The 23,822-nt window shown below is 66.3% G+C and carries 19 protein-coding genes and 1 tRNA gene; 3 read left to right on the top strand and 17 right to left on the bottom strand.

Annotated features, from left to right (window positions below; genetic code table 11):
* Positions 1–53 precede the first annotated feature (53 nt).
* From IE243_RS03050 to IE243_RS03035, 4 genes are all read right to left on the bottom strand, one after another.
* Positions 54–875, bottom strand: coding sequence for an enoyl-CoA hydratase/isomerase family protein (locus IE243_RS03050; protein WP_191317808.1), 822 nt, complete (start codon positions 873–875; stop codon positions 54–56).
* Positions 876–936: 61 nt separating this feature from the next.
* Positions 937–2,118: an acyl-CoA dehydrogenase family protein gene (locus IE243_RS03045; RefSeq protein WP_373301541.1), complete on the bottom strand. Its 1,182-nt coding sequence runs from the start codon at positions 2,116–2,118 to the stop codon at positions 937–939.
* Positions 2,119–2,208: 90 nt separating this feature from the next.
* Positions 2,209–4,221: an ATP-binding protein gene (locus IE243_RS03040; RefSeq protein ID WP_191317807.1), complete on the bottom strand. Its 2,013-nt coding sequence runs from the start codon at positions 4,219–4,221 to the stop codon at positions 2,209–2,211.
* A gap of 147 nt (positions 4,222–4,368) precedes the next feature.
* The gene (locus IE243_RS03035; RefSeq protein ID WP_191317806.1) at positions 4,369–5,982 is read right to left on the bottom strand and encodes an acyl-CoA carboxylase subunit beta; all 1,614 of its coding nucleotides are present in this window, start codon (positions 5,980–5,982) and stop codon (positions 4,369–4,371) included.
* A 437-nt stretch (positions 5,983–6,419) separates the two neighbouring features.
* Here IE243_RS03035 and IE243_RS03030 point away from each other — a divergent pair, with 437 nt between their 5' ends.
* The gene (locus tag IE243_RS03030; RefSeq protein ID WP_191317805.1) at positions 6,420–7,049 is read left to right on the top strand and encodes a TetR/AcrR family transcriptional regulator; all 630 of its coding nucleotides are present in this window, start codon (positions 6,420–6,422) and stop codon (positions 7,047–7,049) included.
* 172 nt (positions 7,050–7,221) lie between these two features.
* Here the strand turns inward: IE243_RS03030 and IE243_RS03025 are convergent, their stop codons facing one another.
* The 4 genes from IE243_RS03025 to IE243_RS03010 all read right to left on the bottom strand — a co-directional run bounded on the left by IE243_RS03025 (position 7,222) and on the right by IE243_RS03010 (position 12,352).
* Positions 7,222–7,998 (bottom strand): ABC transporter ATP-binding protein, encoded by a 777-nt coding sequence (locus IE243_RS03025; protein ID WP_191317804.1) that lies wholly within the window; start codon positions 7,996–7,998, stop codon positions 7,222–7,224.
* Entirely contained in the window at positions 7,995–9,755 is a 1,761-nt protein-coding gene (locus IE243_RS03020) for a branched-chain amino acid ABC transporter ATP-binding protein/permease (RefSeq protein WP_210319789.1), read from the bottom strand. The genes IE243_RS03025 and IE243_RS03020 overlap by 4 nt, the downstream gene beginning before the upstream one ends.
* Before the next feature lie 92 nt (positions 9,756–9,847).
* On the bottom strand, positions 9,848–10,888 hold the full coding sequence (locus IE243_RS03015) for a branched-chain amino acid ABC transporter permease (protein ID WP_191317803.1): 1,041 nt from the start codon (positions 10,886–10,888) through the stop codon (positions 9,848–9,850).
* Positions 10,889–11,158: 270 nt separating this feature from the next.
* Positions 11,159–12,352, bottom strand: a complete 1,194-nt coding sequence (locus tag IE243_RS03010) for an ABC transporter substrate-binding protein (RefSeq protein ID WP_191317802.1) — start codon at positions 12,350–12,352, stop codon at positions 11,159–11,161.
* Between the two features lie 670 nt (positions 12,353–13,022).
* Here IE243_RS03010 and IE243_RS03005 point away from each other — a divergent pair.
* A tRNA-Phe gene (locus IE243_RS03005) sits at positions 13,023–13,098 on the top strand.
* Between the two features lie 326 nt (positions 13,099–13,424).
* On the opposite strand, the gene IE243_RS03000 is transcribed toward IE243_RS03005, so the two are convergent.
* On the bottom strand, positions 13,425–13,637 hold the full coding sequence (locus IE243_RS03000) for a hypothetical protein (RefSeq protein ID WP_191317801.1): 213 nt from the start codon (positions 13,635–13,637) through the stop codon (positions 13,425–13,427).
* Between the two features lie 305 nt (positions 13,638–13,942).
* Entirely contained in the window at positions 13,943–14,647 is a 705-nt protein-coding gene (locus tag IE243_RS02995; RefSeq protein WP_191317800.1) for a hypothetical protein, read from the bottom strand.
* Between the two features lie 4 nt (positions 14,648–14,651).
* Here IE243_RS02995 and IE243_RS02990 point away from each other — a divergent pair, with 4 nt between their 5' ends.
* Complete coding sequence (locus IE243_RS02990; RefSeq protein WP_191317799.1) at positions 14,652–14,915, top strand: hypothetical protein; 264 nt, start codon at positions 14,652–14,654, stop codon at positions 14,913–14,915.
* Between the two features lie 145 nt (positions 14,916–15,060).
* On the opposite strand, the gene IE243_RS02985 is transcribed toward IE243_RS02990, so the two are convergent.
* The 7 genes from IE243_RS02985 to IE243_RS02955 all read right to left on the bottom strand — a co-directional run bounded on the left by IE243_RS02985 (position 15,061) and on the right by IE243_RS02955 (position 23,626).
* The gene (locus IE243_RS02985) at positions 15,061–15,918 is read right to left on the bottom strand and encodes an MBL fold metallo-hydrolase (protein WP_191317798.1); all 858 of its coding nucleotides are present in this window, start codon (positions 15,916–15,918) and stop codon (positions 15,061–15,063) included.
* 105 nt (positions 15,919–16,023) lie between these two features.
* Positions 16,024–16,779, bottom strand: a complete 756-nt coding sequence (locus IE243_RS02980; RefSeq protein ID WP_191317797.1) for an SDR family NAD(P)-dependent oxidoreductase — start codon at positions 16,777–16,779, stop codon at positions 16,024–16,026.
* Between the two features lie 36 nt (positions 16,780–16,815).
* A complete protein-coding gene (locus IE243_RS02975; RefSeq protein WP_191317796.1) occupies positions 16,816–17,967 on the bottom strand; it encodes an iron-containing alcohol dehydrogenase in 1,152 nt (383 codons plus the stop codon).
* Between the two features lie 2 nt (positions 17,968–17,969).
* A complete protein-coding gene (locus tag IE243_RS02970) occupies positions 17,970–18,758 on the bottom strand; it encodes an enoyl-CoA hydratase-related protein (RefSeq protein ID WP_191317795.1) in 789 nt (262 codons plus the stop codon).
* 128 nt (positions 18,759–18,886) lie between these two features.
* Entirely contained in the window at positions 18,887–20,428 is a 1,542-nt protein-coding gene (locus tag IE243_RS02965; protein WP_191317794.1) for an acyl-CoA synthetase, read from the bottom strand.
* A 388-nt stretch (positions 20,429–20,816) separates the two neighbouring features.
* Positions 20,817–22,031, bottom strand: a complete 1,215-nt coding sequence (locus tag IE243_RS02960; RefSeq protein WP_191317793.1) for an ABC transporter substrate-binding protein — start codon at positions 22,029–22,031, stop codon at positions 20,817–20,819.
* A 359-nt stretch (positions 22,032–22,390) separates the two neighbouring features.
* Positions 22,391–23,626 carry an ABC transporter substrate-binding protein gene (locus tag IE243_RS02955; protein WP_191317792.1) on the bottom strand — a complete coding sequence of 412 codons (1,236 nt, stop codon included), beginning with the start codon at positions 23,624–23,626 and terminating at the stop codon, positions 22,391–22,393.
* Positions 23,627–23,822: the final 196 nt, after the last annotated feature.

Here is a 23,822-nt window from a genome sequence, read left to right as displayed (position 1 = left end):
CGCCGCCCGGACCTTACCGGAATCCAATGGGCTGCCCCGCCAGGCGGCGGGCGTCAGAGCTTCTCGACCCAGGCGGCCGGGCGCTTCTCGGCAAAGGCGCGCACGCCCTCCTGACCTTCAGCGCCGCGAGCGCAGGTGGCGAAGGATTTCGCCGCCACCTTGCGATATTCCTCCAGCGGCATGGCGTGGCACAGGCGGAACAGCCGCTTGGTTTCGGCATTGGCTCCCGGGGCGCAGCGGCCGATATCGTTCAGCAGCGACGTCAGCGTTTCATTCAGCGCCGCCTCATCCGCGCAATAGAAGTCGGAGAGGCCGATCTCCGCCGCCTGCTCGCCGTTCAGGCGCGTGCCGGCGAGGCCGAGCCGGCGGGCATGGCGCGGGCCGATGCGGTTGACCACGAACGGGGCGATCTGCGCCGGCGCGATGCCAAGCCCTGTCTCGGACAGGGCGAAGCGGGCGCGCGGCGTGGTGATGACGATATCGGCGCAGCAAGCCATGCCGAAGCCGCCGCCAAACGCCGGGCCGTCGACCACAGCAATGACCGTGAGCGGGCATTCGTTGAGACGGGCGAACAGCTCGCCGCCGGCCCGGTTGGAGGCTTCCAGCGGATCTTCGTCGCCGGCGCCGACCGCCGCGCCCTGCTGCTTGTTGGTTCCCTTGAGATCAGCGCCGGCGCAGAAGGCGCCATTGGCGCCCTGCAGGATCAGCGTGCGCAGGGTGCGGTCCTGCTCCGCGAGAGCAAGGATGGCGTTGAGATCCGTGGTCAGCGCCTGGGTCATGGCGTTGCGGGTCGACGGATCATTGATCGTCGCATAGAGGCGCGAGCCCTTGCGTTCGACCTGGATGACTGTCGTGGCGGGAAGGGTTGCCGTCATGCCGTTTCCTCAATCGTTCGCGGGCGCCGGTCCGGGCGCGAATACAGCGCCCGGCCGTGCATCAGTAGCCAAGCTGGCGCGCGGCCAGGTCGCGCATGATCTCCTCGGCGCCGCCGCCAATGGCGTTGACGCGGACCTCGCGGTAGATGCGCTCGACCTTGCAGCCGCGCATGAAGCCGGCGCCGCCGAAGGTCTGCACGGCCTCGCGGGCGCAGAACTCCATGGTCTGGGTCGCCTGGTTTTTCAGCAGGCAGATGTCCGCCACCGGGCTTTCGCCGTTCATCACCCGGTATGTAAGGTGATCGAGGTAAGCCTGCGACGCGTTGATGCGCATGGTCATGTCCGCCAGCTTGTGGCGGATCACCTGATGCTGGATCAGCGGCTTGCCGAAGGTGTGGCGCTCACGGGCGTAGTTCACCGTCTCTTCCAGGCAGGTGCGGGCCTGGCCGATGCAACCGGCGGCCATACCGAGGCGCTCGCTGTTGAAATTGCGCATGATGATGCGGAAGCCCTGATGCTCCTCGCCCAGCAGATTGCCGGCTGGCACACGGCAATTGTCGAAATACAGCGTCGCGGTGTCGGACGCCCACCAGCCCATCTTGCGCAACGGCGTGCGCGAGAAACCCGGCGTCGTTGTGTCAACGACGATCAGCGAGACGCCGCCGCGCCCGCCCTCGCCGGTGCGCACCGCCACGGTGATGTAATCGGCGCGCATGCCGGAGGTGATGAAGGTCTTCTCACCGTTCAGCACATAATGGTCGCCGTCGCGACGCGCCGTGGTGCGCAGATTGGCGACGTCGGAGCCGCCGGAAGGCTCGGTGATGGCGAGCGCGAAAATCGTTTCACCGGCAAGGGTTGGCGGGATCAGCTTCGCCTTCAGCTCCGGCGATCCGGCGATCGCCACCGGCGGCAGGCCGATGGTATGGCTCATCAGCGAGGCGCCGACGCCGCCCACTCCGGCGCGCGCCATCTCGGCGCTGGCGATATTGCCGTAGAACTGGTCAAGCTCGACGCCGCCGTATTCCTCCGGGAACCCCAGTTGCAGCAGGCCGATGGACGACGCCTTTTTGTACAGGTCGCGGGGGAACTCACCTGCCTCGTCCCACTGGCTGGCGTAAGGCTCGATCTCCGTCTGGACGAAACGGCGCATCACATCGCGAAATGCGAGATGCTCCGGGGTCAGATGGGGATTGGGGATCGGCTCGACGACGATGCGCTCGCCCGTCTGCAAACTGTCCGCCATGGTCGTTCTCCCGCCGGAGTTTCCCGGCATGTTCCTGTCTGACGGCCCGGACTTTTCACCAAAGCCCGGGGTTCTTCACGGAAGCGGCGATCAGTCGCCGATCTCGGCCATGATCTGGCCAGGCGACACCTGATCGCCGACGGCGACAGACACCGAGGTCAGCACCCCGTCGCGCGGCGCGACAATGGCGTGCTCCATTTTCATGGCCTCCAGCGCCATCAGCATCTGGCCGCGCTCCACCGTTGCGCCCGCGGCCACGGCGATGGAGACGACGCGACCGTTCATCGGCGCGCGCAACATGCCGTCGGCGCCGGATTCCGCCGCCGCCTTCACAGCGCTGATGCGGCTCTTCGGCGTGAAGGAGAAATCGTGGCCGCCGAGCTTCAGCCAGAGATCGTCGCCAGCCCATGCGAAGCGCAGGGACACTGGCGCGCCGTCCACGCGCACCGTCGCCTCTTCGCCAGCCACGGGCGGGCGGCCGGCGATGACGAGGGCGACGCCGTCGAGGGTCACCGTCGCGCCGTCGCGGCCGACTGCGATATGGCCGCGACGCTCCCCCGGGGTCGCGTCGTCAACGAGACCGGCGGGGCCGCCCCAGGTCAGCCGCCATGGCTGGTCGAGAGGCAGCACGTTGCTCCAGCCGCGCCAGGAATTATCGCCTGATGCGCTCCAGCTGGCGGCGCCGGACGTGGCGGCGGTGGCCAGCCAGGCGGCCAACGCCCAGGCACGGCAGTCCGGGATAGCGGCGCGCGCGCGGTTATCCGGGAAATGCTCGGCGATAAAACCGGTGGAGACCTTGTCGCCGGCGATGAAGGCTGGGTGACGCAGCGCGCGGATGAGGAAGTCGCGGTTGCTGGCGACGCCGAGCAGCGCCGTTGCTTCCAGGCCATGGGCCAGCTTTTCGATCGCCTCCTCGCGCGTGGTGCCGTGGACGATCAGCTTGCCAAGCATGGAGTCGTAATACGGGCTGATGGTCAGGCCGTTGGCGAGGGCGGCGTCGGCGCGAACGGTGCGGGACGGGTCCCACAGGGCGACCTCGCCGGTGCGCGGCAGGAAATCGTCGGCCGGGTCCTCGGCGCACAGGCGCACCTCGATGGCGTGCCCCTTCAGACGGATGTCGTCCTGAACCACCGGCAGCGGTTCGCCATTGGCGACGTCAAGCTGCCACTCAACCAGGTCGAAGCCGGTGACCAGTTCAGTGACAGGGTGCTCCACCTGCAGGCGGGTGTTCATCTCCATGAAATAGAACGCGCCGGAGCGGTCGAGCAGGAACTCAACGGTGCCCGCGCCGACATAGCCGATCTCCCGCGCCACGGCGACGGCGGCCTCGCCCATGCGGGCGCGCAGCTCCGGGTTCAACGCCGGCGACGGCGCCTCCTCGACCACCTTCTGGTGGCGACGCTGCACCGAGCAGTCGCGCTCGCCGAGGTGGACGACATTGCCGTGACGGTCGGCGAACACCTGGATTTCGACGTGGCGCGGCTCGATCACGGCGCGCTCAAGGATCAGCCGGCCGTCGCCGAAGGCTTTTTGCGCTTCCGACGCGGCGCCCTTCAGGGCGTCGGGCATGGCGGCGGCGCTGTCGATGCGGCGCATGCCGCGCCCGCCGCCACCGGCGGACGCCTTGATCATGATCGGAAAGCCGATGCGCTCCGCTTCGCTGAGCAGCAGATCGTGCGACTGGTCCTCGCCGTCATAACCAGGCACCACCGGAATGCCGGCGGCGGCCATGCGACGGCGGGCGCGCGCCTTGTCGCCCATGGCCTCGATGGCGGACGCCGGCGGGCCGACGAACACCAGCCCTTCCGCCGCGACGCGGGCGGCGAACCCGGCGTTCTCGGAAAGGAAGCCGTAGCCAGGATGGATGGCCTGGGCGCCGGCGCGGCGGGCGGCCTCGATGATCTTGTCGGCGACCAGGTAGCTGTCGGCCGGCGTCAGGCCGCCGATGCCGATGGCCATGTCGCAGGCCCTGACATGCGGGCTGTCGCGATCCGCGTCGGAAAAAACGGCGACCGTGGCGACGCCCATCTGGCGCGCCGTGCGGGCGACGCGGATGGCGATCTCGCCGCGGTTGGCGATGAGAAGGGTGGTGATCGACGTCATCAGAGGCCTCTGCAGGCTCGAATTCGGGGCGCGCCAGCGCCAGGGTCAGGCAAGACGCCGGGGCCCATCTGGCCGCGCGGCGCTCGCCCTGTGATCGCCGCGCGCATGCGCGCGGCGCAGCGGACAGGCGGATTACACGAACGCGGCTTACATGCGGCCCACGCCGAAGGTCAGCGGACGCACCTGACGCGCGCGGCCCGACAGGCAGACGGAGAGCGCCATGCCCAGCACGTTGCGGGTGTCGCGCGGATCGATCACCCCGTCGTCGAGCACCGCGCCCGAGGTATAGAAGGCCGACATCTGGCTCTCGAAGGTCTGGATGATCTTCTGCTTCATCGTCTCGATGCCTTCCACGTCCACCGGCAGGCCGCGGGCCCTGGCGCCGTCCTCCATGACGATGGCCATGGTCAGCGCCGCCTGCTCTGCGCCCATGACGGCGGTGCGCGCCGTCGGCCACGAGAACGCGAAATCGGGGGTAAAGCCGCGGCCGCACATGCCGTAATTGCCGGCCCCGTATGAGGCGCCGCACATCACGGTGAGCTGCGGAACCGTGGCGTTGGCCACCGCCTGGATCATTTTGGCGCCGATCTTGATCATGCCGGCCCGCTCCGACTCCGTGCCGACAATGTAGCCGGTGGTGTTGTGCAGGTAGATCAGCGGCGAGCCGTTCTGGCAGCAGGCGTGGATGAACTGGGTCGCCTTGTTGGCGCCGGCCGGATCAAGCGGGCCATTGTTGGTGATGATCCCGATCTGCATGCCAAACAGCTTCGCCTGGACGCAGACGGTCTGCGGTCCGTAGAGCGGCTTGTATTCCATCATCTCGGAGCCATCGACGAGGCGGGCGATCACCTCGCGCATGTCGACCGGCTTCTTGTGATCCTTGGGGAACAGGCCGAGCAGTTCTTCCGTATCCAGCGCCGGGGCCGGCCCTTCCGGCAACTCGTTGCCCTGGGTCCAGCCCAGATTGCCGACCAGTTCGCGCAGGATGCGCACGCCGTCGACATCGTCCTCAGCCAGATATTCGGCGAGGCCGGAGACGGTGGCGTGCATCACCGCGCCGCCCAGCTCCTCGTCGGTGGCCACCTCGCCCGTGGCCGCCTTCAGCAGCGGCGGGCCGGCAAGGAACGCCTTGGCGCGATCGCGCACCATGATGACGTAATCGGCAAGGCCGGTCATATAAGCGCCGCCTGCGGTGGATGAGCCGTGCGTCAGGGCGATGACCGGGATTCCGGCCGCGGACAGGCGGGCCAGATTGGCGAACAGGCCGCCGCCGATGACGAAGTCCTCGACCTTGTAGCCGAGAAGATTGGCGCCAGCGGATTCGACCAGGTGTATGAACGGCAGCCGGTTCTTGATGGCGATGGCCTCGAGCCGCAGCATCTTGTCGCCGCCCATGGGCTGGGCGGAGCCAGCAGCGATGCCGGCGTCGTCGACCACGACCATGCAGCGCACGCCGGAGACATAGCCGATGCCAGCGATGCTGGAGCAGCCGGGCACCGTTTTGGCCGGGTTGCTGGTGTCGCGCAGATAGCCGGCCAGCGAGCACAGCTCCAGCCAGGGCGCGCCCTCATCCAGCGCCAGGGCGAGGCGCTCGCGCGGCAGCAACTGGCCGCGTTTGGCGAAGCGGGGACCAGAGGCGGCGGACGCATCGCGCGCGCGCTTTTGCAGCCCATGCATGTCCGCGATGGCGTCGAGCATGAACGCCCGGTTTTCCTCGTAGGCAGGTCCTGCCGCCACCACACGCGACTCGAATGCCGGCATTCGCCGTCCTCCCGGTTCAATCGCCGCCCGATTCAGGTCCGGACGTTGTTTGCTCGGACGAGCCCCCGGCCAGACTGGCCGGAAACCGCCCTGCTCGCTGTTTTTGGAAATCTGTCCGCCAACCCCTGGATGGGAGGCTCTCCCTGCTTTCGTTCTGGTGAACAAAATACGGGACGGATCGTTCTGTTAGTGGTACTACTCAGTACGGACGATGGTCAACCGTTTTCGGAGAGAAATGAGCGTGGGGCGACGCGCTCATGGCGCGGGGGACAGGGCGGCCGGGGCGGCCGGCTATTCCCCGCCGGCGGGGCGTAATAGATATCGTCTGCGGCGACTCAAAACGCAGCCATTGGGAACTCGGAAAAAAAACGTGATAGGCCCGCCTGGAACACGTCACCGGCGCGCGGGCGGTGAAACCAGGGACCGGAGGGGACAGCATGGCGACGCCATCGGCGATGAAGGACGACGTAGCGCTCTACAAGCGGGAGCTGATCCTGCGCGCCGCCGGCGAACTGTTCTTCCGCAATGGTTACACCGCGACCACGACGGATGCGCTGACCGAGCGCCTCTCCGTTTCAAAGACCCTCATCTACCAGCACTTCCGCAGCAAGCAGGACATGCTGGCGACCATCTGCGAGCGCGGCATCAGCGAATCGGTGCAGGTGGCGATCGACGCCGCCGCCCTGCCGGGCCGGGCCGACGAGCGGCTGTTCCGCCTGCTGCACGATTTCACCCTGGTGGTCATCGAACGGCATGAGTGGATCGCCATTTCCAGCCGGGAAGTCGCTCACCTGCCCGCCGACGTGGACCAGCGCATCCGCGACATGCAGGGCGACTTTGACCGCATCGTCCGCGACATCATCAAGGATGGCTTGCGCGAGGGCGTATTTGACGTCGAGGACCCGGCCATCGTCTGCCTGGGCATTGCCGGGATGATCATCTGGATTCACGCCTGGTATCGCGGCAATGGCCGGCTGACGCCGGAACAGATCGCCGATTCCATGGCCCGCTCCGCCCTGCGGATGGTCGGCGCGCCGGACCGCCCGATAGCCGAAAGCGCCGCCTGACAACCTGGCCGCCATTTGGGATGGCACATTAAATATCGGCATTAACCATATAGAAATGGGGCCTTTCCGGCCCCATTTCATTTACTGGTTCAACAATATCCGGGGCGGCGCCTCCCGGCGGATTCCGCAACAGAAGCGGCGCGGCGCACCAAGATGCGGGAACCTTGCGAACTCACGTCGCCGCGTCGTCATCGCCGTCCGCATCGTCATCGCCATCATCGCCGCGATGCGCGCCGAAACCGAGATAGGTCGCGGCGACGCGGGCGTCTTCCTGCAGGGCGGCGCTGGGGCCTTCCAGCGAGACGCGGCCGTTTTCCAGCACATAGCCGTAGTCGGAAATCTGCAACGCGGCGCGGGCGTTCTGCTCCACCAACAGAATGGAAACGCCGCGCTCACGCAACGACACGACGATGCGGAAAATCTCGCGCACGATCAGCGGCGCGAGGCCGAGGCTTGGCTCATCGAGCATCAGCAGGCGCGGCTTGCCCATGAGGGCGCGCCCCATGGCCAGCATCTGCCGCTCGCCGCCGGAAAGCGTGCCGGCCAGCTGACGCCGCCGCTCGCGCAGGCGCGGAAACAGATCGTAGACCTCGTCGAGCGCCGCATGGGCCGCCGCCCGCCCCTCACGGCGGAAGCGGAAGCGCCCGAGGGCCAGATTGTCCTCCACCGGCAGGCTGGCGAACAGCTCGCGCTTCTCCGCTACCAGCGCGATGCCTTTGAAGAAACGCTCCTCCACCGAAAGCCCGTGGATCGGCGCGCCGTCAAAGATGATCTGGCCGCGCGCCGGCAAGATGCCCATGGCGGCGTTCAGCATGGTGGACTTGCCCGCGCCATTGGCGCCGATCACCGAGACGATGGCGCCGCGCGGCGCCGACAGGGACACGCCGCGCACGGCGTCGACGCCGTGATAGGCCACGAAGAGCTTTTCGAGCTGAAACAACGCGCTCACGCCACGCCTCCCAGATATGCCTCAAGCACGGCGGGGTTGTTGCGGATTTCTTCCGGCGTTCCTTCAGCCAGTCGCGAACCAAACTCCATCACCACCAGCCGGTCGGTCAGCCCCATGACGAAGTCCATGTCGTGCTCAACCAGCAGGATCGACAGGCCCTCGCCGCGCAACTGGCGCAACAGCGCAGCCAGCTGCTTCTTCTCACGGTGACGCAGGCCAGCCGCCGGCTCGTCAAGCAGCAGCATCGACGGATCGAGGCACAGGGCGCGGGCGATCTCGACAATGCGCTGCTGGCCAAGGGCGAGGCTGACGGCGGGACGATCGGCCAGATCGGCGAGCCCGACGCGGCCCAGTTGCCGGTGCGCCTCGGCGAAGATGCGGGCCTCCTCGGCGCGGTCCAGGCGCAGGATCGCCCCCACGGGCCCGGCATGGCCGCGCAAATGCGCGCCAAGGGCGACGTTTTCAATGACGCTCATGCCGGCGGCCAGACGCACATGCTGGAAGGTGCGCGCCACGCCGCGCCGGGCGATGACCCGGGCGCGCTCGCCGGTGGCGTTCTCGCCGAAATAGCGGATGTCGCCGGAGGTCGGCGGCGTGACGCCGGTGACCAGATCGAAGGTCGTGGATTTGCCGGCGCCGTTGGGGCCGATGAGGCCGACAATCTCACCCCGCCCAACGACGAATGACAGGTCATTGACCGCGACGAGGCCGCCGAATTGCTTGCGCAGGTCGGCGACGGCCAACACCGGACCGTCGGCCCGCTGCTCGCCCGCCGACCGCGCGCGCGGCGCCAGCTGGCCGGCTTCAGCGTGATGGCCGCGCGTCGCCGGGCGAACGTTGCACAGGCGCAGCACGTGCGGCCACAAACCGTCGCGGGCGGTTTGCAGCAACAGCACGAGAATGACGCCGAAAGCGATGGCTTCGAAATTGCCGCGCGCGCCAATCAGCCATGGCAGCCAGTCCTGCAACTGGTCGCGGATGATGGTGACGAGACCGGCGCCAAGAATCGCGCCCCAGACGGAGCCGGCGCCGCCGACCACCGCCATCAGCAGATATTCAATGCTGGCGTTGAGGCCGAATGGCGACGGGTTCACCGCCCGCTGCAAATGGGCGTAGAGCCAGCCTGACAGGCCGGCGAGCAGCGCCGCGTAGACGAAGGCGAGAATGCGCGCCCGGCCGGTGTCGACGCCAAAGGATTCGGCCGCGACCACGCCGCCCCGCAACGCCCGGATGGCGCGGCCGACGCGCGAATCCAGCAGGTTCAGCGTGGCGATCACCGCCAGCGCCACCGCCCCCCAGATCAGGTAATACAGCGAGGGGCCGTCGCTCAGGGCGAAGCCGCCGACAGCAATGGGCGGAATGCCGGAAATGCCGTCGAACTTGGCGAAAATGTCCAGATTGCCGACGATGTAGAAGAAGCTGATGTTCCAGGCGATGGTCGCCAGCGGCAGATAATGGCCGGAAAGGCGCAGGGTCACCGCCCCCACCCCCCAGGCGAAGACGCCGGTGACCGCCAGCGCCGCCGGCAGGGCCAGCCACGGATTGACGCCATAACGGGTGGTGAGGATGGCGGTCGTGTAGGCGCCGGCGCCGACGAACATGGCCTGGCCGAACGAGGTCATGCCGCCAACGCCGGTCAGCACCACGAGGCCGATGGCCACGAGGGCGTAAAGGCCGATGTAGTTCAGCAGGGTGATCCAGAACTGCGGCAGGCCAGGAACCAGCGGGATGAGCGCGCAGACCGCCAGGGCGGCCAGCGGCGCGACAAGGCGGAGGCCGCGCCCGCCCGGGGCCCGGCCGTCGCTGGAAATGGCGTCAGCGGCGGCGTTGTTGATGGGGGCTGGCGTGCTCAATGGTCATCCTCCTCGACGACCGGGGCGCCCCAGGTGCGCCACAACAGGACCGGGATGATGATCAGGAAGACTATGACTTCCTTGAACGATGACGCCCAGAACGAGGCCAGCGCCTCGACGACGCCGACGAGAATCGCCGCCGCCCCCGCGATGGGATAGCTGGCGAGGCCGGCGATGATGGCGGCGACGAAGCCCTTGAGGCCGATCAGGAAGCCGGTGTCGTAGTAGATGGTGGTCAGAGGCGATACGAGCACGCCGGACAGGGCGCCAATGAAGCCGGCCAGGGTGAAGGCGATGGCCGACGACATGGACGGAGCGATGCCGACCAGACGCGCGCCCAGCCGGTTGACCGCCGTGGCGCGCAGGGCCTTGCCGGTCAGCGTCAACTCGAAGAAGGCGCCCAGCGCGGCGACCAGCGCCGCCGTCACGCCCATGATCCAGAGGGACTGTCCCGAGACCAGCAGCGAGCCGATTTCGAACATGGCGCTGGAGAACGGCTCGGTGCGCGAGCCTTCTGCGCCAAAAAACACCAGGCCGAGGCCGGTGAGCGCCAGGTGCACGCCGATGGCGGCGATGAGCAGCACCAGGGTGGAGGCTTCAGCCAGCGGCTGGAAGGCCATGCGGTAGATGTAAGGGCCCATCGGGGTAATGATGGCCAGCGTCAGGGCGATCTGCACGGCGACCGGCGGCTTCATGGGCGCCAGCAGCATGGTGACCGCGGCGACAGCGGCGGGCAGCGCCAGATCCGTGCCGGCGATGGCCAGCACGCGGCGCGCCGACAGCGTGCGCCTGCCCTGCCACACCTGCGCCACGGCCGAGACGACGCCGAGGGCCAGCAGCAGCCAGATGGTCGCCGGCGTCTGGCCGCGCTCCAGCAGCGCCAGGGTCAGGGCGCCGAAACTGACAAACTCGCCCTGGGGAATGAAGATGACGCGGGTGACCGTGAACACCAGCACGAGCGAGAGCCCCAGCAGGGCGTAAATGGCGCCATTGATGACGCCGTCCTGAAGCAGAATCAGGAAGATCGACAGGTCCACGTCGCGTTCCTTGTGGGAGCCAGAAGGGCGGAAGAAAGGGGCCTTCGGGCGGGACACGCAAAGGCCGCCCGGAGCCGGGCCTGATTTTGCGCTTTATCGCGTTGAATGACGCCAGGCAGAAGCGCTTTCCCCTCAGGCGGAAATGGGCCCGAGGGGAAAGCGCCGGCCTCACCGGGCGGCGGCGCTTCGGGATCAGGCTCCGGCGACGCGCCGGAGCCTGCCCGTTCAAACCTCCGGCGACCATGTCGCCAGAGGCGTCGCGCCAGCGCTTTACTTGCCTGCCGGCAGCAGTTTCCAGGCGCCGTCCTTGATCTGCACCATGACGCGGGCGCGATCGTCCTGACCGACGTGATCGGTGGGCGTCATGTTGACGACGCCCTGGGTGTAGACCACGTCCTTTGCATTCTCGATGGCGTCGCGGAGAGCGGCGCGGAACTCCGGCGTGCCAGGCTTCGCCACCTTTAGCGCCGCCGGGATCGCAGCCTGCAGCAGCAGGCCCGCGTCATACATGTGGGCGCCGAAGGTCGAGACCGAGCCCTTGCCGTATTTGGCTTCATAATCGGCGATGAACTTCTGGGCGACTTTCTTCGAGGGGTGGTTGTCGGGCAACTGGTCCGCCACCAGAACCGGGCCGGCCGGCAGCACGGAGCCTTCCACGTCCTTGCCGCCGACGCGGAGGAAGTCGTTATTGGCGGCGCCGTGGGTCTGGTAGATCGGCCCCTTGAAGCCACGCTCCTTCAGGGTGCGAGCCGGCAGGGCCGCCGGGGTGCCGGCGCCGGCGACCATGATCGCGTCAGGCTTCGCCGCCATCAGCTTCAGCGCCTGGCCGGTCACCGAGGTGTCGGGGCGGTTATAGCGCTCCACGGCCACCAGCTTGATGCCCTTGCTTTCCAGCGCCGGCTTGATTTCTTCCAGCCAGCCCTCGCCGTAGGCGTCGGTGAAGCCGATAAAGCCCACAGACTTCACGCCATTGGCGGCCATATGATCGGCGATGCCCTTGGCCATCAGACGATCGTTCTGCGGGGTCTTGAAGGCCCACTTGCGCTTGTCGTCGACTGGCTCGACGATCTTGGCGTTGGCGGCCAGCGACACCACCGGCACCTTGTTCTCGGCCCCGACCTCGACCATGGCCAGCGTGACCGGCGTCACCGAGGAGCCGACGACAGCGTCCACCTTCTCCTCGGAGATGAATTTGCGCATGTTGGCGACGCCCTTGGTGGTGTCGGTGCCATCGTCCAGCACGATGTACTGCACTGGATGGCCCGCCACTTCCTTCGCCAGCAACGCCACAGCGTTGGCCTCCGGAATGCCGAGGGAAGCCGCAGGGCCCGTGCTCGACACGGTGACGCCAATGCGCACCGGATCGGCGGCGCGGGCGACGCTGCCCGACGCAATGAGCCCAAGCGCGCTGACGCTGATGGTCACAGCGGCGGTGAACGCCGCAATCCGGAATGCCTTCTTCATGCTTTTCCCCTGGCCTCAGCCTTGCCCCGTCAGAAAACCCCGGCCCATGTGCGCCGGGCCGCTCCTGACCCCTTGCTTCACCGCATTGCTCCCCGCGACGCGACAGTCGCATGGAGAATGCCCCCATCTCCGGCCCGGGCCGGAATCCAGCAACTGGTCCGGTCGCCCGCGCCAGCCATTTTTTGTGCCCGGACCGCCCATCGATCCGGGCAGCCCGGTCGCGACATCCCTGTAGCGCGTCCAGTTCGGACTGGTCCATGAATACACATCAGGATGGACGCCCCCCGGATGAACGCGCGTGATCCTGACCCTCTGGCCTGCTTCCTCACGAAAACCAGCCGGAGCGTCCAACAGGGAACACCCTGCTCCCACATGCGCCGCGCCGCGAGCAGCCATGCCCGGCAATGTGATCCACACTTGCACGCGACAGCCGCGCATCTGCGGGACGGCTACCGGCGGGGCGCCGACAAGTCAAGAAACTGAATGGCTTAGAGTCTGTCCATCCGACAAAAGACGGTGTCTGCTTTGTTTCCGATGTCTCATCTCTGTCGCAGGCGCGCGACATTCTGTGGATAGCGTGGTGGTTTCCGCCCCTGGCCCCACTGGACACCCGCCCCGCCCCCGCCTATAAGCGCCTCACCAACGCGGACGAACACTCCGCGGACCGGTTGCCCAGGTAGCTCAGTTGGTAGAGCATGCGACTGAAAATCGCAGTGTCGGCGGTTCGATTCCGTCCCTGGGCACCACTTACTTTTCAAGTGGTTGCGGTCAAATCCTCTCCCAAAAAATTAAGCGTTGTTACCGTCCGTGTTACCGGGCTTCGTTCTTGAGGCGTTTCGCCTCGCCAGACGTAGCTCTGCAACCCGGGACGACTGCTCTACGCCGCCGCAATTGTAAATCATCGTGGTCGACATCTGGGAGTGGGTGGCCACGCGCATGACATCCTCTGCCGCGGCGCCAGCTTCAAAAGCCTCCGACACCGCTCCGGCCCGACTGTCCATATCCAGAGATCGCTCGGCCAACCGCCTGCGGTCGCTATTTCCCGGAACCTGCGCGAGAAGGTCGCCTTGCGCTAGGGAAGGCGCGAGGATTCATCGACCACAACCGGGTCTACCCTTTCGTGCTTCGGAATGCGATTTAGCTCTACGATGACGTCCGGGTATTGGCGCAGATCGTGCTCTGCCCATTCTTCGCCATTCGACTTGCTTGTGGGCTTGCGCAGGACATGGTTCCGGTCAATCTGGTCCCATGTCAGACCCCATTGCCACCGCTTGTTGCCAGCCACGATGCCATCCTTAGCGCCCGGCAGCGCCGGGGCCCATGCGGACGACGTCACTGCGGCGCAGCCCTGTATGAAGGAGAAGCGCCAGGGCCAATCGGGGCGTGGCGCCGACCGGGCGTCGGGCCTCAAAGGCGCGAACCTCCTCGATGGTCCACGAATGATGACCGCCGGTGTCCGGCCCCTGCAGGTATGCAACGTCACCGCCTCGCCGGGAATACGCCGACGGGACATCACCGGGGCCGCCGCCTTTCCGGAGCAAGGCGGACGTCCCGGCCCGCCAGACAGGCATCCCCTCTCCGGAATCAGGCTTACTTGCCTTGCAGCGAATAGAGGCCGCTGAATGAAACATTGGCGCCGCCGCACTGGCGGTTGTCGTCAACGAGCAGCCAGGAGCCGACGCGGCGCATCCAGACCTTGCAATCTGTCTCCGCCGCCTTCGTCACCGGAACAGCGCCCTCGTCGCCCATGGCGAAGGACAGGCCGCCGTCCACCGGGGCCACCTCACCGGAGATCTCGCCCACATTGACCGCACCGCGCTTCACCCGATCCGGGTCCATGGAGCCGAAGGTCGCGTCACCCCTGATCGCCAGCATTCCAGGCCTGGCCCCGGCCTTGATGGCGATATTGGCCTCAACCCGCCTCCAGTCTCCGGTCCAGACCGGCGGCTTCGCTGGAGGCTCCGGCGCCAGATCGGCGCTGGTCAGCCAGCCAGAGCGCACGATCTCCTGGAAGGTTTCCTTGCCGCGTTTGCGCGGGGCAACGAAATGAGCGCAGACGAAGTCCCCGACCGAGCCAGAGACAATCACGCGATCGCCGGCAACCACAAATGCTTTTTCCCAGCATTTGTCCGAGAATCCGGGACATGCCGACGCCTTGTCCGTAGGCGCTCCTTTGTAGAAATGGGTTTTGGCCACGCCCTGACGCACCAGCGCTGTCGTCAGCGCCCCGGCGGTCGCCAGATCCGGCAGGTCAAGGCATGCCTCGGTTGCGCTTGCCCCTCCGCCTGTGAGCATCGCGATGGCAAAAACCGCCCGCCTGAGCCCAACGCTGCGGGAGCGGGGCGCGCCAGATTGGCCAACGACAATTTGTGACGCCCAGATCATGATCCCGCTCCCTGAACCCATCATCCGTCAGGTTCCTGCAAAAGACATCCCGCATGGAGGTCTGATTAAAAACGGCTGTCGCTCACGCCCGCCCAGGGCCAGAGCATTTTCAGGAAAAATGGAGCCCACTTTTCGTGAAGAAAATGCGTCAATTAAAGCGATAGAGCATTTGAAGTGAACGGGTTTCACCGGAAATGCTCCGGCAAGGCGCCAAACAGGATCAAACGTCGCGCGAACCCGTAACCCCGCGGAAGACGATCTGGCCAGGCGGCGCCAGAACGCGCTCGCGACGACGTTCGCCCGAACGGCGGCGCCCGTGCGCTTCAAACAATATCCAGACGAAAACTGCCGCCCTCCCGGCGGACGCGGCCACGGCCAGCTCCCGTGAAATGGCCGCCGAGCAGCGGCGTGCCAGCGTCGGCCAGCCGGTTGAACAGCGCCAGTCGGGTCTGCGTTGACTGGGTCTGGTCATAATCCGCAGTGGACGACCATTCCGGCCGGGCGATCTGGCAGGGGTGGTGCATCACGTCGCCGCCCAGCAACAGCTCTTCGCCCTTCGAGCGCAGCAGGATGCTCATGTGGCCGATGCTGTGGCCAGGCGTCGCCACCACCGAAACGCCAGGGGCGATTTCGTCGCCATCGGCCACCAGGTCGGCCAGACCGGCGGCGGCGATGGGCGCCACGGAATCATCGAACACCGCCCGGTGCTCGGCGTCTTCCTGCTGGTCGCGCCAGTAATCGAAGTCATCGCGGCCCATGACGTAGCGCGCCTTGCGGAACGCCGGGACCCACTGGTCGCCTTCGAGCACCGTGTTCCAGCCGACGTGGTCAACGTGCAGGTGGGTGTTGATGACCAGGTCCACCGTGTCGGCCGGCGCCCCGGCGTCGGCGAGCATGTCGAGAAACGGATCGGTGCGGTTGTTCCAGTGCGGAACTTTCCGGCCCTGCTTGTGGGCGCCAAGCCCGGTATCGACGAGAATGCGCGCGTCCGGCGTTTGGATGACGAAGGTCTGCACGGCGATTTTCAGGCGACCACGCTCGTCGGCGAAATGCGGCTGCAGCCAGCCGATCTTGCTGACGTCCTCCGGCGTCGCCTGGGGGAGAATGAACTTGCTGCCGCCGGTGGCCGCCAGCTCAACCACCCGCGTCACCGTGATGTCGCCAACCCTGAATTCAGCCATTGTACCGATCCTTGTCCACTTCCGGTCGGGCGGCGTCCGGTAACGCCTGGACGCCGTCGTCGCATGGTCAAACTCCGGCGGGTCATGGCCGCCGGAGCGCTGGCCTCAGGTGCGCAGGGTCAGACCGCCATCAGCGACCAGGCCGTGGCCGGTGATGAAATCGGCCTCATCGGAAGCCAGCAGGAACACGGCCCGCGCCATGTCTTCCGGCTGGCCGAGACGGCGCAGCGCCGATTTTTTGGCCCAGATGGCGGCGATCTCCGGGTTGGCGAAGGAGGCGCCGGTCATGCCGGTGTGGATGGCGCCGGGCATCAGATAGTTGGCGGTGATGCGGAACTTGCCCAACTCCAGCGCCAGGGTTTTGGTCAGGCCAGCCACCGCGTGCTTGGAGGCGGTGTAGGCAGTGAGGCCAATGTCGGTGTCAAACGCCATGACCGACGCCGTATTGATAATGCGCGCCCGGCCCTTCTGCTGGGCCCGCTCGCGCAAGGCCGGAATGAACGTCCGCGACGCACGGAACTGCGCCGTGACGTTGACGTTCATCTGGCGATGCCACTCGTCGTCAGTGGTCTCCTCCGCCAGGGCGCGGCCACTGACGCCGGCGTTGTTGAACAGGATGTCGACGCCGCCGAAAGTCTCCTGAACTTTTTTCAGCATGGCCTCCGGCGCATCCTCATCGGTAACGCTCTTGGCCAGCGTCACGATATTGGCCTGGCCAACATGGGCCGAACCAATCTCTGATTCCGGCCGGTCCACCGCCAGCACCTGTGCGCCCTCGCTGGCGAACAGATGCGCCGTGGCGCGACCAATGCCGGACGCCGCGCCAGTGATGACCGCGACCTTGCCTTCAAAACGCTTCACGATGTCTCTCCCTGTAGCTTTACTGGCATGACGCTCTCACCAGGCGTCTTTCAGAATGTCGAGAATATCCTCCGGGCCGCTGACCTTGCGCGGGTTGGTCCCGGTCCAGCGGTCCTGCATGGTCAGTTCGGCCAGCAGCGCACCCTGGTCGCGCGTCACGCCGACGGCGCCCAGGCTATGGGGCAGACCAAGCCCCTGGATCAGCTCCGCCACAACATCCGCCGCATCAGCCCCCGGGCTCCCCAGCGCCGCGGCGATCTCCGGCAGCCGTTCGGCGATGACAGGCGCATTCCAGCGCATGGCGTGCGGCAGGGTGATGCAGGAGGTGACCCCGTGGGAAACCCCGAAGGTTCCGCCAAGCACATGGCCGATGGCGTGGCTGACGCCCTTCTCCACCCCGCCCTGACTGCCGACCATCGACAGCCAGACGCCAATCATGGCGTCGAGCCGGGCGGCGAGATCATCCGGCGCCCGCCGCGTCGCCGGCAGGGCGCGGCCCAGCAGCCCCAGCGCCCGCACCGAGGCGGCGTCCGCCAGCGGCTGGCTATTGATGGAGCACAGATCCTCCACCGCGTGGTCAATGGCCCGCACCCCGGTGGAGAGCCACAGTTCGGCTGGGGTGTCGCGGGTCAGGGCCGGATCAAGAATGACTGTCAACGGCGTCATCTGCCAGTGCTGGTACCTCTCCTTGCGCCGCCGCGCCGTGTCGGTCACCCCGGCGAAGGCGGTGAACTCCGCCCCCGAGAGCGTGCTCGGCAGGGCGATGACCCGCGTCGCCAGCTCCTGGCCATGCACCGGCTTGCCGCCGCCGACGATGGCGTCGAAGCCATCCGCCGCGAACACGCCGGCCGCCAGGCAAAGCTGCATCACCTTGGCGGCGTCGATCACCGAGCCGCCGCCGATCGCCACAATGACGTCTGCGCCGGCCTCATGCGCCCGGCGGGCAGCCTCGGCCACATCAGCGCGCGGTGAATGCGCGCCGATGCCGGAATGGATGGCGACGAAGGCTTCGCCCAGCGCCGCGCGCAGCCCGGCCTCCAGATCCTGCGCCCGGGCCAGGCTGCCGCTAACCAGGGCGAAAACGCGCGAGAACCCACCGCGCCGCACTTCGGCGGCAAGCGCCTCCCGCCAGGGAGTTCCGAAGACGACGCCGTCGGCGACGGGAAAACGGTAGGCTCCCGCGCGCATGATCAGCGGCCCTGCCAGCGCGGGGCGCGCTTTTCGACGAAGGCCAGCGGGCCTTCCTTGTAGTCGAGGGTCCTGGCGTTGCGCGCGCCGGCCTCTTCGCTGAGCTGGCGCAGTTCGGCGTCGTTGAGGTCGTAGGCCTGCCGGGCCACGGCGAGGCTCTCGCGCACGGCGACAGGCGCGTTGGCGCAGATCGTCGTCGCCAGCGCCCTTGCTTCCTCAATCAGTTTCTCGTGTGGCACCACGCGGTTGACCAGGCCGAACTCGCCGGCGCGCTTCGCATCGAGCCGGCCGCCGGTGGCGATCAGCTCCATGGCGATATTGCGGGGAATGGCGCGCGGCAGACGATAGATGCCGCCGGCCAGGGCGACGAGGCCGCGCATCACTTCCGGCAGACCGAACGCGGCGCGCTCGGAGGCCACTGACATGTCGCAGCGCAACATGATTTCCAGACCTCCGGCCAGGGCGAAGCCATTGACGGCGGCGATCCACACCTTGCTGCGCGGCATGTGGACGAAACCGCCGAAGCCGCCAGCTTCCGTGGCGATGCCGCCGCGACGCCCGGCGGAAACCTCCTTGAGGTCGGCGCCGGCGCAGAAAGCCTGTTCGCCCGCGCCGGTCAGGATCACGACCCAGATGTCGTCATCCGCCTCGGTGTCGCGCACCGCCTTTTCCAGCCCCTGGGCGACGGCCCCGTTGACGGCGTTGCGCGCCTCGGGGCGGTTGATGGTGACAAGGGCGATGTGGTCCCCGGCTTTTTCAACCGTGACGGCTGGCTGGACAGTGTCTGACACGAGTTGCTTCCTCCGTTGTCGCAGAACGGCCTCGCCCCCCGGGGCCGCCGCCCTGTTATTTTTGTATACGCATGTTTGTGTGCATGGGTTTCAGGCGGACAACGCCCGCCTGAAGTGGATGATGACGCTCAGATCTGGCGGCCGGCGCCGGCCCAGTAAGGTTCGCGCAGCTTGCGCTTGAAGATCTTGCCGCTGTCCTCGCGCGGCAGGTCGGCGAGGAACTCCACCTGTTTCGGCACCTTGTAGCCGGCGATCTCGCCGCGCAACCACGTGCGGACCTCCTGCGCCGTCACATCGGCGCCGGGTTGCGGCTGCACCACCGCCATCACCGCCTCGCCGTATTCGTCGTCCGGAACGCCGAACACCGCGCAATCGGCCACGCCGGGCATGCGGTGCAGCGCCGCCTCAATCTCGGCCGGATAGATGTTGACGCCGCCGGAGATGATCATGTCCTTGGCGCGGTCGCACAGGAACAGGAAGCCTTCGTCGTTCATGTAGCCGACGTCGCCAGGCAGGATCAGGCCGCTGCGCTCGGAGCTGGCGCGTTTGGCGTCATCGAGCTGGTAGGTGAAATCAGCCAGGCCGAAGGAGCGGGCGCCGACGTCGCCGATCTCGCCGGGCGGCAGTTCATTGCCCTCCGCGTCGAGGATCTTCACTGTCGATTCCGGGAAGGCGCGCCCCACCGTGCCGGGGTAACGCAGCCAGTCCTCGCTGGTGCAGAAGGTGACGCTGCCGGTTTCCGTCGAGCCGTAGTACTCGTTGATCACCGGGCCCCACCATTCGATCATCTGCCGCTTGATCGGCGGCGACACCGGCGCGGCGGCGTGCACGATGAATCGCAGCGACGACAGGTCGTATTTGCGCTTCACCTCATCCGGCAGGCGCAGCAGCCGGTTGAACATGATCGGCACCATGTGGATGTGGGTGATCCGGTGCTTCTCGATCAGTTCCAGCAACTCCTCGCTGTCATAGCGCGGCTGCAGGATGACGTTGGCGCCGAGACGGGCGAGAAGCGAGCCGTAAGCGTTCGGGGCCGAGTGGTACATCGGTCCCGTGACCACGGTCACGAGGTTGTTCAGGTCGGTTTCGCCATAGAAACCAAAGGCGCGCGACAGGATCACCTGGGTCGTCGCCATCTGGTCGGCCGTCGGCTGGGCCCGGCGCACGCCCTTGGGATTGCCGGTGGTGCCCGAGGTATAGATCATCGAGCCCGGCGCGTCCTGCGGCGGGTCGGCCAGCGGCGCGTGGCTTTCCAGCCAGGACGACCAGCCGGTCATGCCGTCGGGAATGCGGCCCTGTTCCCCGGAAACGCCGTAGGCGGCGCGAATTTCCGGCGGCGTCTCGACCACGAACACCGGCACGCCCTGCGGAAACGCCCCACGGACGCCTTCCACCAGATCGGCGTGAATGACGATGGCCCGGGCCTCGCTGTTCTCAAACAGGTAGCGGGCTTCACTCTCCGTGTAGTGCCAGTTGACCGGCACCGAATAGGCCCCGACCATGCCGGCGCCAAAGCTGGCCTCGTAGAAAGCGAAGTCATTGCGCAGATAGACCGCGACTGTATCGCCGCGACCGACGCCCAGTTCGCGGAAGCCGGTCGCCGCCCGCGCCGCCCGCTCCATGAGCGCTTCGGTCGTGATGCGGCGATCGCCGCTGATGATCTGACCCATCCTGTTCCTCCCGTGGCGCACGGCGGGGCTTGGCCGCTGTCGTCACCTTGCTGCCGGCGCGCCTGTTCATCCATCGGGGAACCCGGAGCGGCCTGGTCTTTAGTTCATGACAAGGGACAGCAAAGCGGTGATCAGATCAACTGGCAACAGACACAGCCATGCGCGGGCCTGGGGATAGCCCCTCACGGGAAGCCTGCGTCCATTCCCCGGCATGCAGCGCCGGGGGCAATGGCGGGCAAGCGAACCGCCCGCCCCGCGCCCTCTGTCCGGGACCGGCCCAGGAGCGGGGCGTTCCGTGCAGCCGCGACGCGCAATCCGTCACTGACGCGACAGGAAAGCCGCCCGTAAAAACGGGCGGCCTGTTGATCAACCGGCTCTGGCGGCCAGCTCAGCGACCGACAAGATCGTCCTGCAACACCCAGCTTTCGCCGTTGAACGTCTGCAATCGCAGGGAGCGGAAGGCATTGACGTCCTCCGGGGTCGTCTTGACCGAAACGCCGGGCAGCAACATCGGCAGCGATGGTTCATCGATGCTGGTCGCCATCTTCATGATGTTCTCACGCGTGAGATCGTTCCCTGCCCGCTCAAGCAGGCGATGCAACTGCACGGCGGAAATATAGCCGATGATGGCGCTGCCCTCGATAATGCGCTCGCGCAGGCCCGCGCCTTCCATGAACGCCACGAATTCCTTCATGTCAGCGGCGTTGTCCCACAAGGGATCATGCGGGGTCTTGTAGGAGATCGCCGTGATCAGACCCTTTGACTTGTCGAGCCCGGCATGGCGCAGCACCCCGCCAATCGACGCCGAGACCGAGACGATGACGTGCATCGGCTTCCAGTCCAGTTCATGCACCTTGCGGATCGTCTGCGCGCCGAACTTCGGCGTGGTGATGGTGAACAGCGTATCGGCCCCGGAGGCTTTCAGCTTGACGATCTGCGAGTCGACGGTGGCGTCTGCGATCTCATAGCTGGCCTCGGCGACGACCATGTCCTTCAGCCGGTCGCCAAGCCCGTCGCGGAAGCCCGCGAGATAGTCGCGGCCGAAATCGTCGTTCTGGTAGAGAATGGCGATCTTCGCGTCTGGCTTCGTCTGCAGGATATGACGGGCGAAGATGTGCGCCTCCATGTCGTATGACGGGTAGAACGCCATGGTCCATGGAAAATTCTTCAGGTCATTCCACTTGCGCGCGCCGGTGGAGATCAGGATCTGCGGCACCTTTTTACTATTCAGATATTTGTGAACGGCGGTATTGCTGGGCGTTCCGACATTTCCGTACACGAAGAGCACATGCTCGCTTTCCACCAGCTTGCGCGTCTGCTCAACGGTCTTCGGCGGGCTGTAATGGTCATCGAGGGAAATCAGCCTGATCTTGCGGCCGTTGATCCCACCCTGTTCATTGACCTTGCGGAAATAGGCCTGCTGCACCATCCCCTGCACGCCATAGGCGGAAGCAGGACCGCTGTAGGGCATGGTCTGGCCGATAATGACCTCCGTGTCTGACGCCCCCGGCCCGTACTTCTTGTCCGCGGCGCCGGTCGCGCCAGCCTGACTGGCGACGCCAGCCGCCAGCAACCCCGCCAACAACGCTGATCGTTTCCACATGCCCGGATATCCTCCCATATTTGTTGGCTGTCCGCCCTGCCCGGCGTGAGCGCCGTCCGGCATGGCGTTTGTGCGCGCGCTCTGGTCGTGGGCTTCCCAACGACTGGAGCAATTCCCGATCCACATGGATCGGGAATTGCTCCAGTTTCCCTTGTTTTGAGCGAATTCTGATCGACCAGACGATTCCGTCTGGTCGGAAAGCGCCCTGGCGTCTGCGCGCCGGGCATATTTTGCGCGCCCACATCGTCTTTCCGGAAAAAGCGGCGCCCGGGATGCGACGATGTTGCTGCATCCCCCAAAACCGGGCGCGGCATGGGCATGGCTCATCCATGATGCATCATGCCCCGCACAGACTGTCGTCAGTGCTGCGCCGAGATGGCGTCGCCGAACAGCACCCAGCCTTCGCCCTCAAAACGTTGCAGGCGCATGGCGCCGAAGGGGCTGAGGTTGTCCGGGGTGGTTTTCACCGTGACGCCGGGCAACAGCAGCGGCAAGTCGCTGTCATGCAGATTGCTGACCTGCTTCATGATGTTGGCGCGGGTCAGGTTGTCGCCGCAACGTTGCAGAATGCGCTCCATCAGGGCCGCCGAAACATATCCCAGCGAGGCGGAGCGATCGGTGATGTATTTCTCCAGGCCGGAGGCCTTCATGAAGGCGATGTATTCCTTCATGTCCGGCGCATTGTCCCAGGCCGGGTCAAGCGCCGTCTTGAAGGTGGCCGTGGTGATGACTCCCTGGGAGGCTTCAAGCCCGGCCGGCTTGAGCACGCCGCCGATGGACGAGGCGACGGAAACCAGCAGGGTCTTCGGCTTCCACGCCACCTCATGGGCTTTTTTCAACGCCTGAGCGCCAAATTTCGGCGTCGCCATCAGGAAGAAGACGTCGGCTCCGGAGTTTTTCAGCTTCACGATCTGCGAGTCGACGGTGGGATCGGTGACCTCATAGGTCGCCTCCGCCACCACCATGGATTTGAGCTTGTCGCCCAGCCCTTCCTTGAAGCCGCGCACGTAGTCGCGCCCCGCGTCGTCGTTCTGGGACAGAATGGCGATCTTGCCGTTCGGCCACGCCTGCAGCGCATGACGCGCGAAGATCATCCCCTCCATGTCGTAGAGCGGATAGAAAGCCATTGTCCACGGGAAGTTCTTCGGATCATTCCAGCGCGAGGCGCCGGTCAGAATCAGGATCTGCGGCACCTTCTTGCTGTTGAGATACTTGTGCACCGCGATATTGGGGGCGGTGCCGATCGCCGCGAACATGGCGAGCACCCCCTCCTGCTCCACCAGCTTGCGCGTTTGTTCAACGGTTTTCGGCGGACTGTAGGCGTCGTCCAGCGAAATGAAGTTGATCTTGCGGCCATTCACGCCGCCCTGCCGGTTCGCCCTGTCGAAATAGGCGCGCTGGACCATGCCTTCCACGCTGTAGGCGGAAGCCGGGCCACTCCATGGCAGGGTCTGTCCGATCTTGATCTCGGTGTCGGTGGCGCCCTGGTCGTATTGTTTTTCCGATTGCTTTTGAGGGTGCTTTTCAGCTGCGAGCAGCGGCGACGCTGTCATGGCTGCGGCGGCCAGCGCCGCGAGCAGGGCTATGCGCTTCATCCCGTTCCTTCCCTTTCTTGCAGTCAGGCGTTTGTTACAGCTCCAGTCGTCAGGAGGGTCATATCGCTCCGGCCGGGCGCGCTGCAGATATGGCAGGCTCCGGAATTACGACGCCGGGCGCGACTGCGGCGCGCGCCCGTCGCCCTGGCCGGCGCAGGCGACGCTCGCGTCAGGCAAGCGCGCCCAAAAATAATGG

The sequence above is a fragment of the Camelimonas fluminis genome (genome assembly GCF_014656355.1).
Classification (GTDB): domain Bacteria; phylum Pseudomonadota; class Alphaproteobacteria; order Rhizobiales; family Beijerinckiaceae; genus Camelimonas; species Camelimonas fluminis.
The sequence above is the reverse complement of the archived record's forward strand: the minus strand, read 5'-3'. Positions and strand labels throughout refer to the sequence as shown.

What these genes read in the sequence shown, in the direction of transcription:
- IE243_RS03050 (WP_191317808.1), bottom strand. Translation starts at nt 875, where the DNA reads ATGACGGCAACCCTTCCCGCCACGACAGTCATCCAGGTCGAACGCAAG.
- IE243_RS03045 (WP_373301541.1), bottom strand. Translation starts at nt 2,118, where the DNA reads ATGGCGGACAGTTTGCAGACGGGCGAGCGCATCGTCGTCGAGCCGATC.
- IE243_RS03040 (WP_191317807.1), bottom strand. Translation starts at nt 4,221, where the DNA reads ATGACGTCGATCACCACCCTTCTCATCGCCAACCGCGGCGAGATCGCC.
- IE243_RS03035 (WP_191317806.1), bottom strand. Translation starts at nt 5,982, where the DNA reads ATGCCGGCATTCGAGTCGCGTGTGGTGGCGGCAGGACCTGCCTACGAG.
- IE243_RS03030 (WP_191317805.1), top strand. Translation starts at nt 6,420, where the DNA reads ATGGCGACGCCATCGGCGATGAAGGACGACGTAGCGCTCTACAAGCGG.
- IE243_RS03010 (WP_191317802.1), bottom strand. Translation starts at nt 12,352, where the DNA reads ATGAAGAAGGCATTCCGGATTGCGGCGTTCACCGCCGCTGTGACCATC.
- IE243_RS02995 (WP_191317800.1), bottom strand. Translation starts at nt 14,647, where the DNA reads ATGCTCACAGGCGGAGGGGCAAGCGCAACCGAGGCATGCCTTGACCTG.
- IE243_RS02990 (WP_191317799.1), top strand. Translation starts at nt 14,652, where the DNA reads ATGGCAAAAACCGCCCGCCTGAGCCCAACGCTGCGGGAGCGGGGCGCG.
- IE243_RS02985 (WP_191317798.1), bottom strand. Translation starts at nt 15,918, where the DNA reads ATGGCTGAATTCAGGGTTGGCGACATCACGGTGACGCGGGTGGTTGAG.
- IE243_RS02975 (WP_191317796.1), bottom strand. Translation starts at nt 17,967, where the DNA reads ATGCGCGCGGGAGCCTACCGTTTTCCCGTCGCCGACGGCGTCGTCTTC.
- IE243_RS02965 (WP_191317794.1), bottom strand. Translation starts at nt 20,428, where the DNA reads ATGGGTCAGATCATCAGCGGCGATCGCCGCATCACGACCGAAGCGCTC.
- IE243_RS02960 (WP_191317793.1), bottom strand. Translation starts at nt 22,031, where the DNA reads ATGTGGAAACGATCAGCGTTGTTGGCGGGGTTGCTGGCGGCTGGCGTC.
- IE243_RS02955 (WP_191317792.1), bottom strand. Translation starts at nt 23,626, where the DNA reads ATGAAGCGCATAGCCCTGCTCGCGGCGCTGGCCGCCGCAGCCATGACA.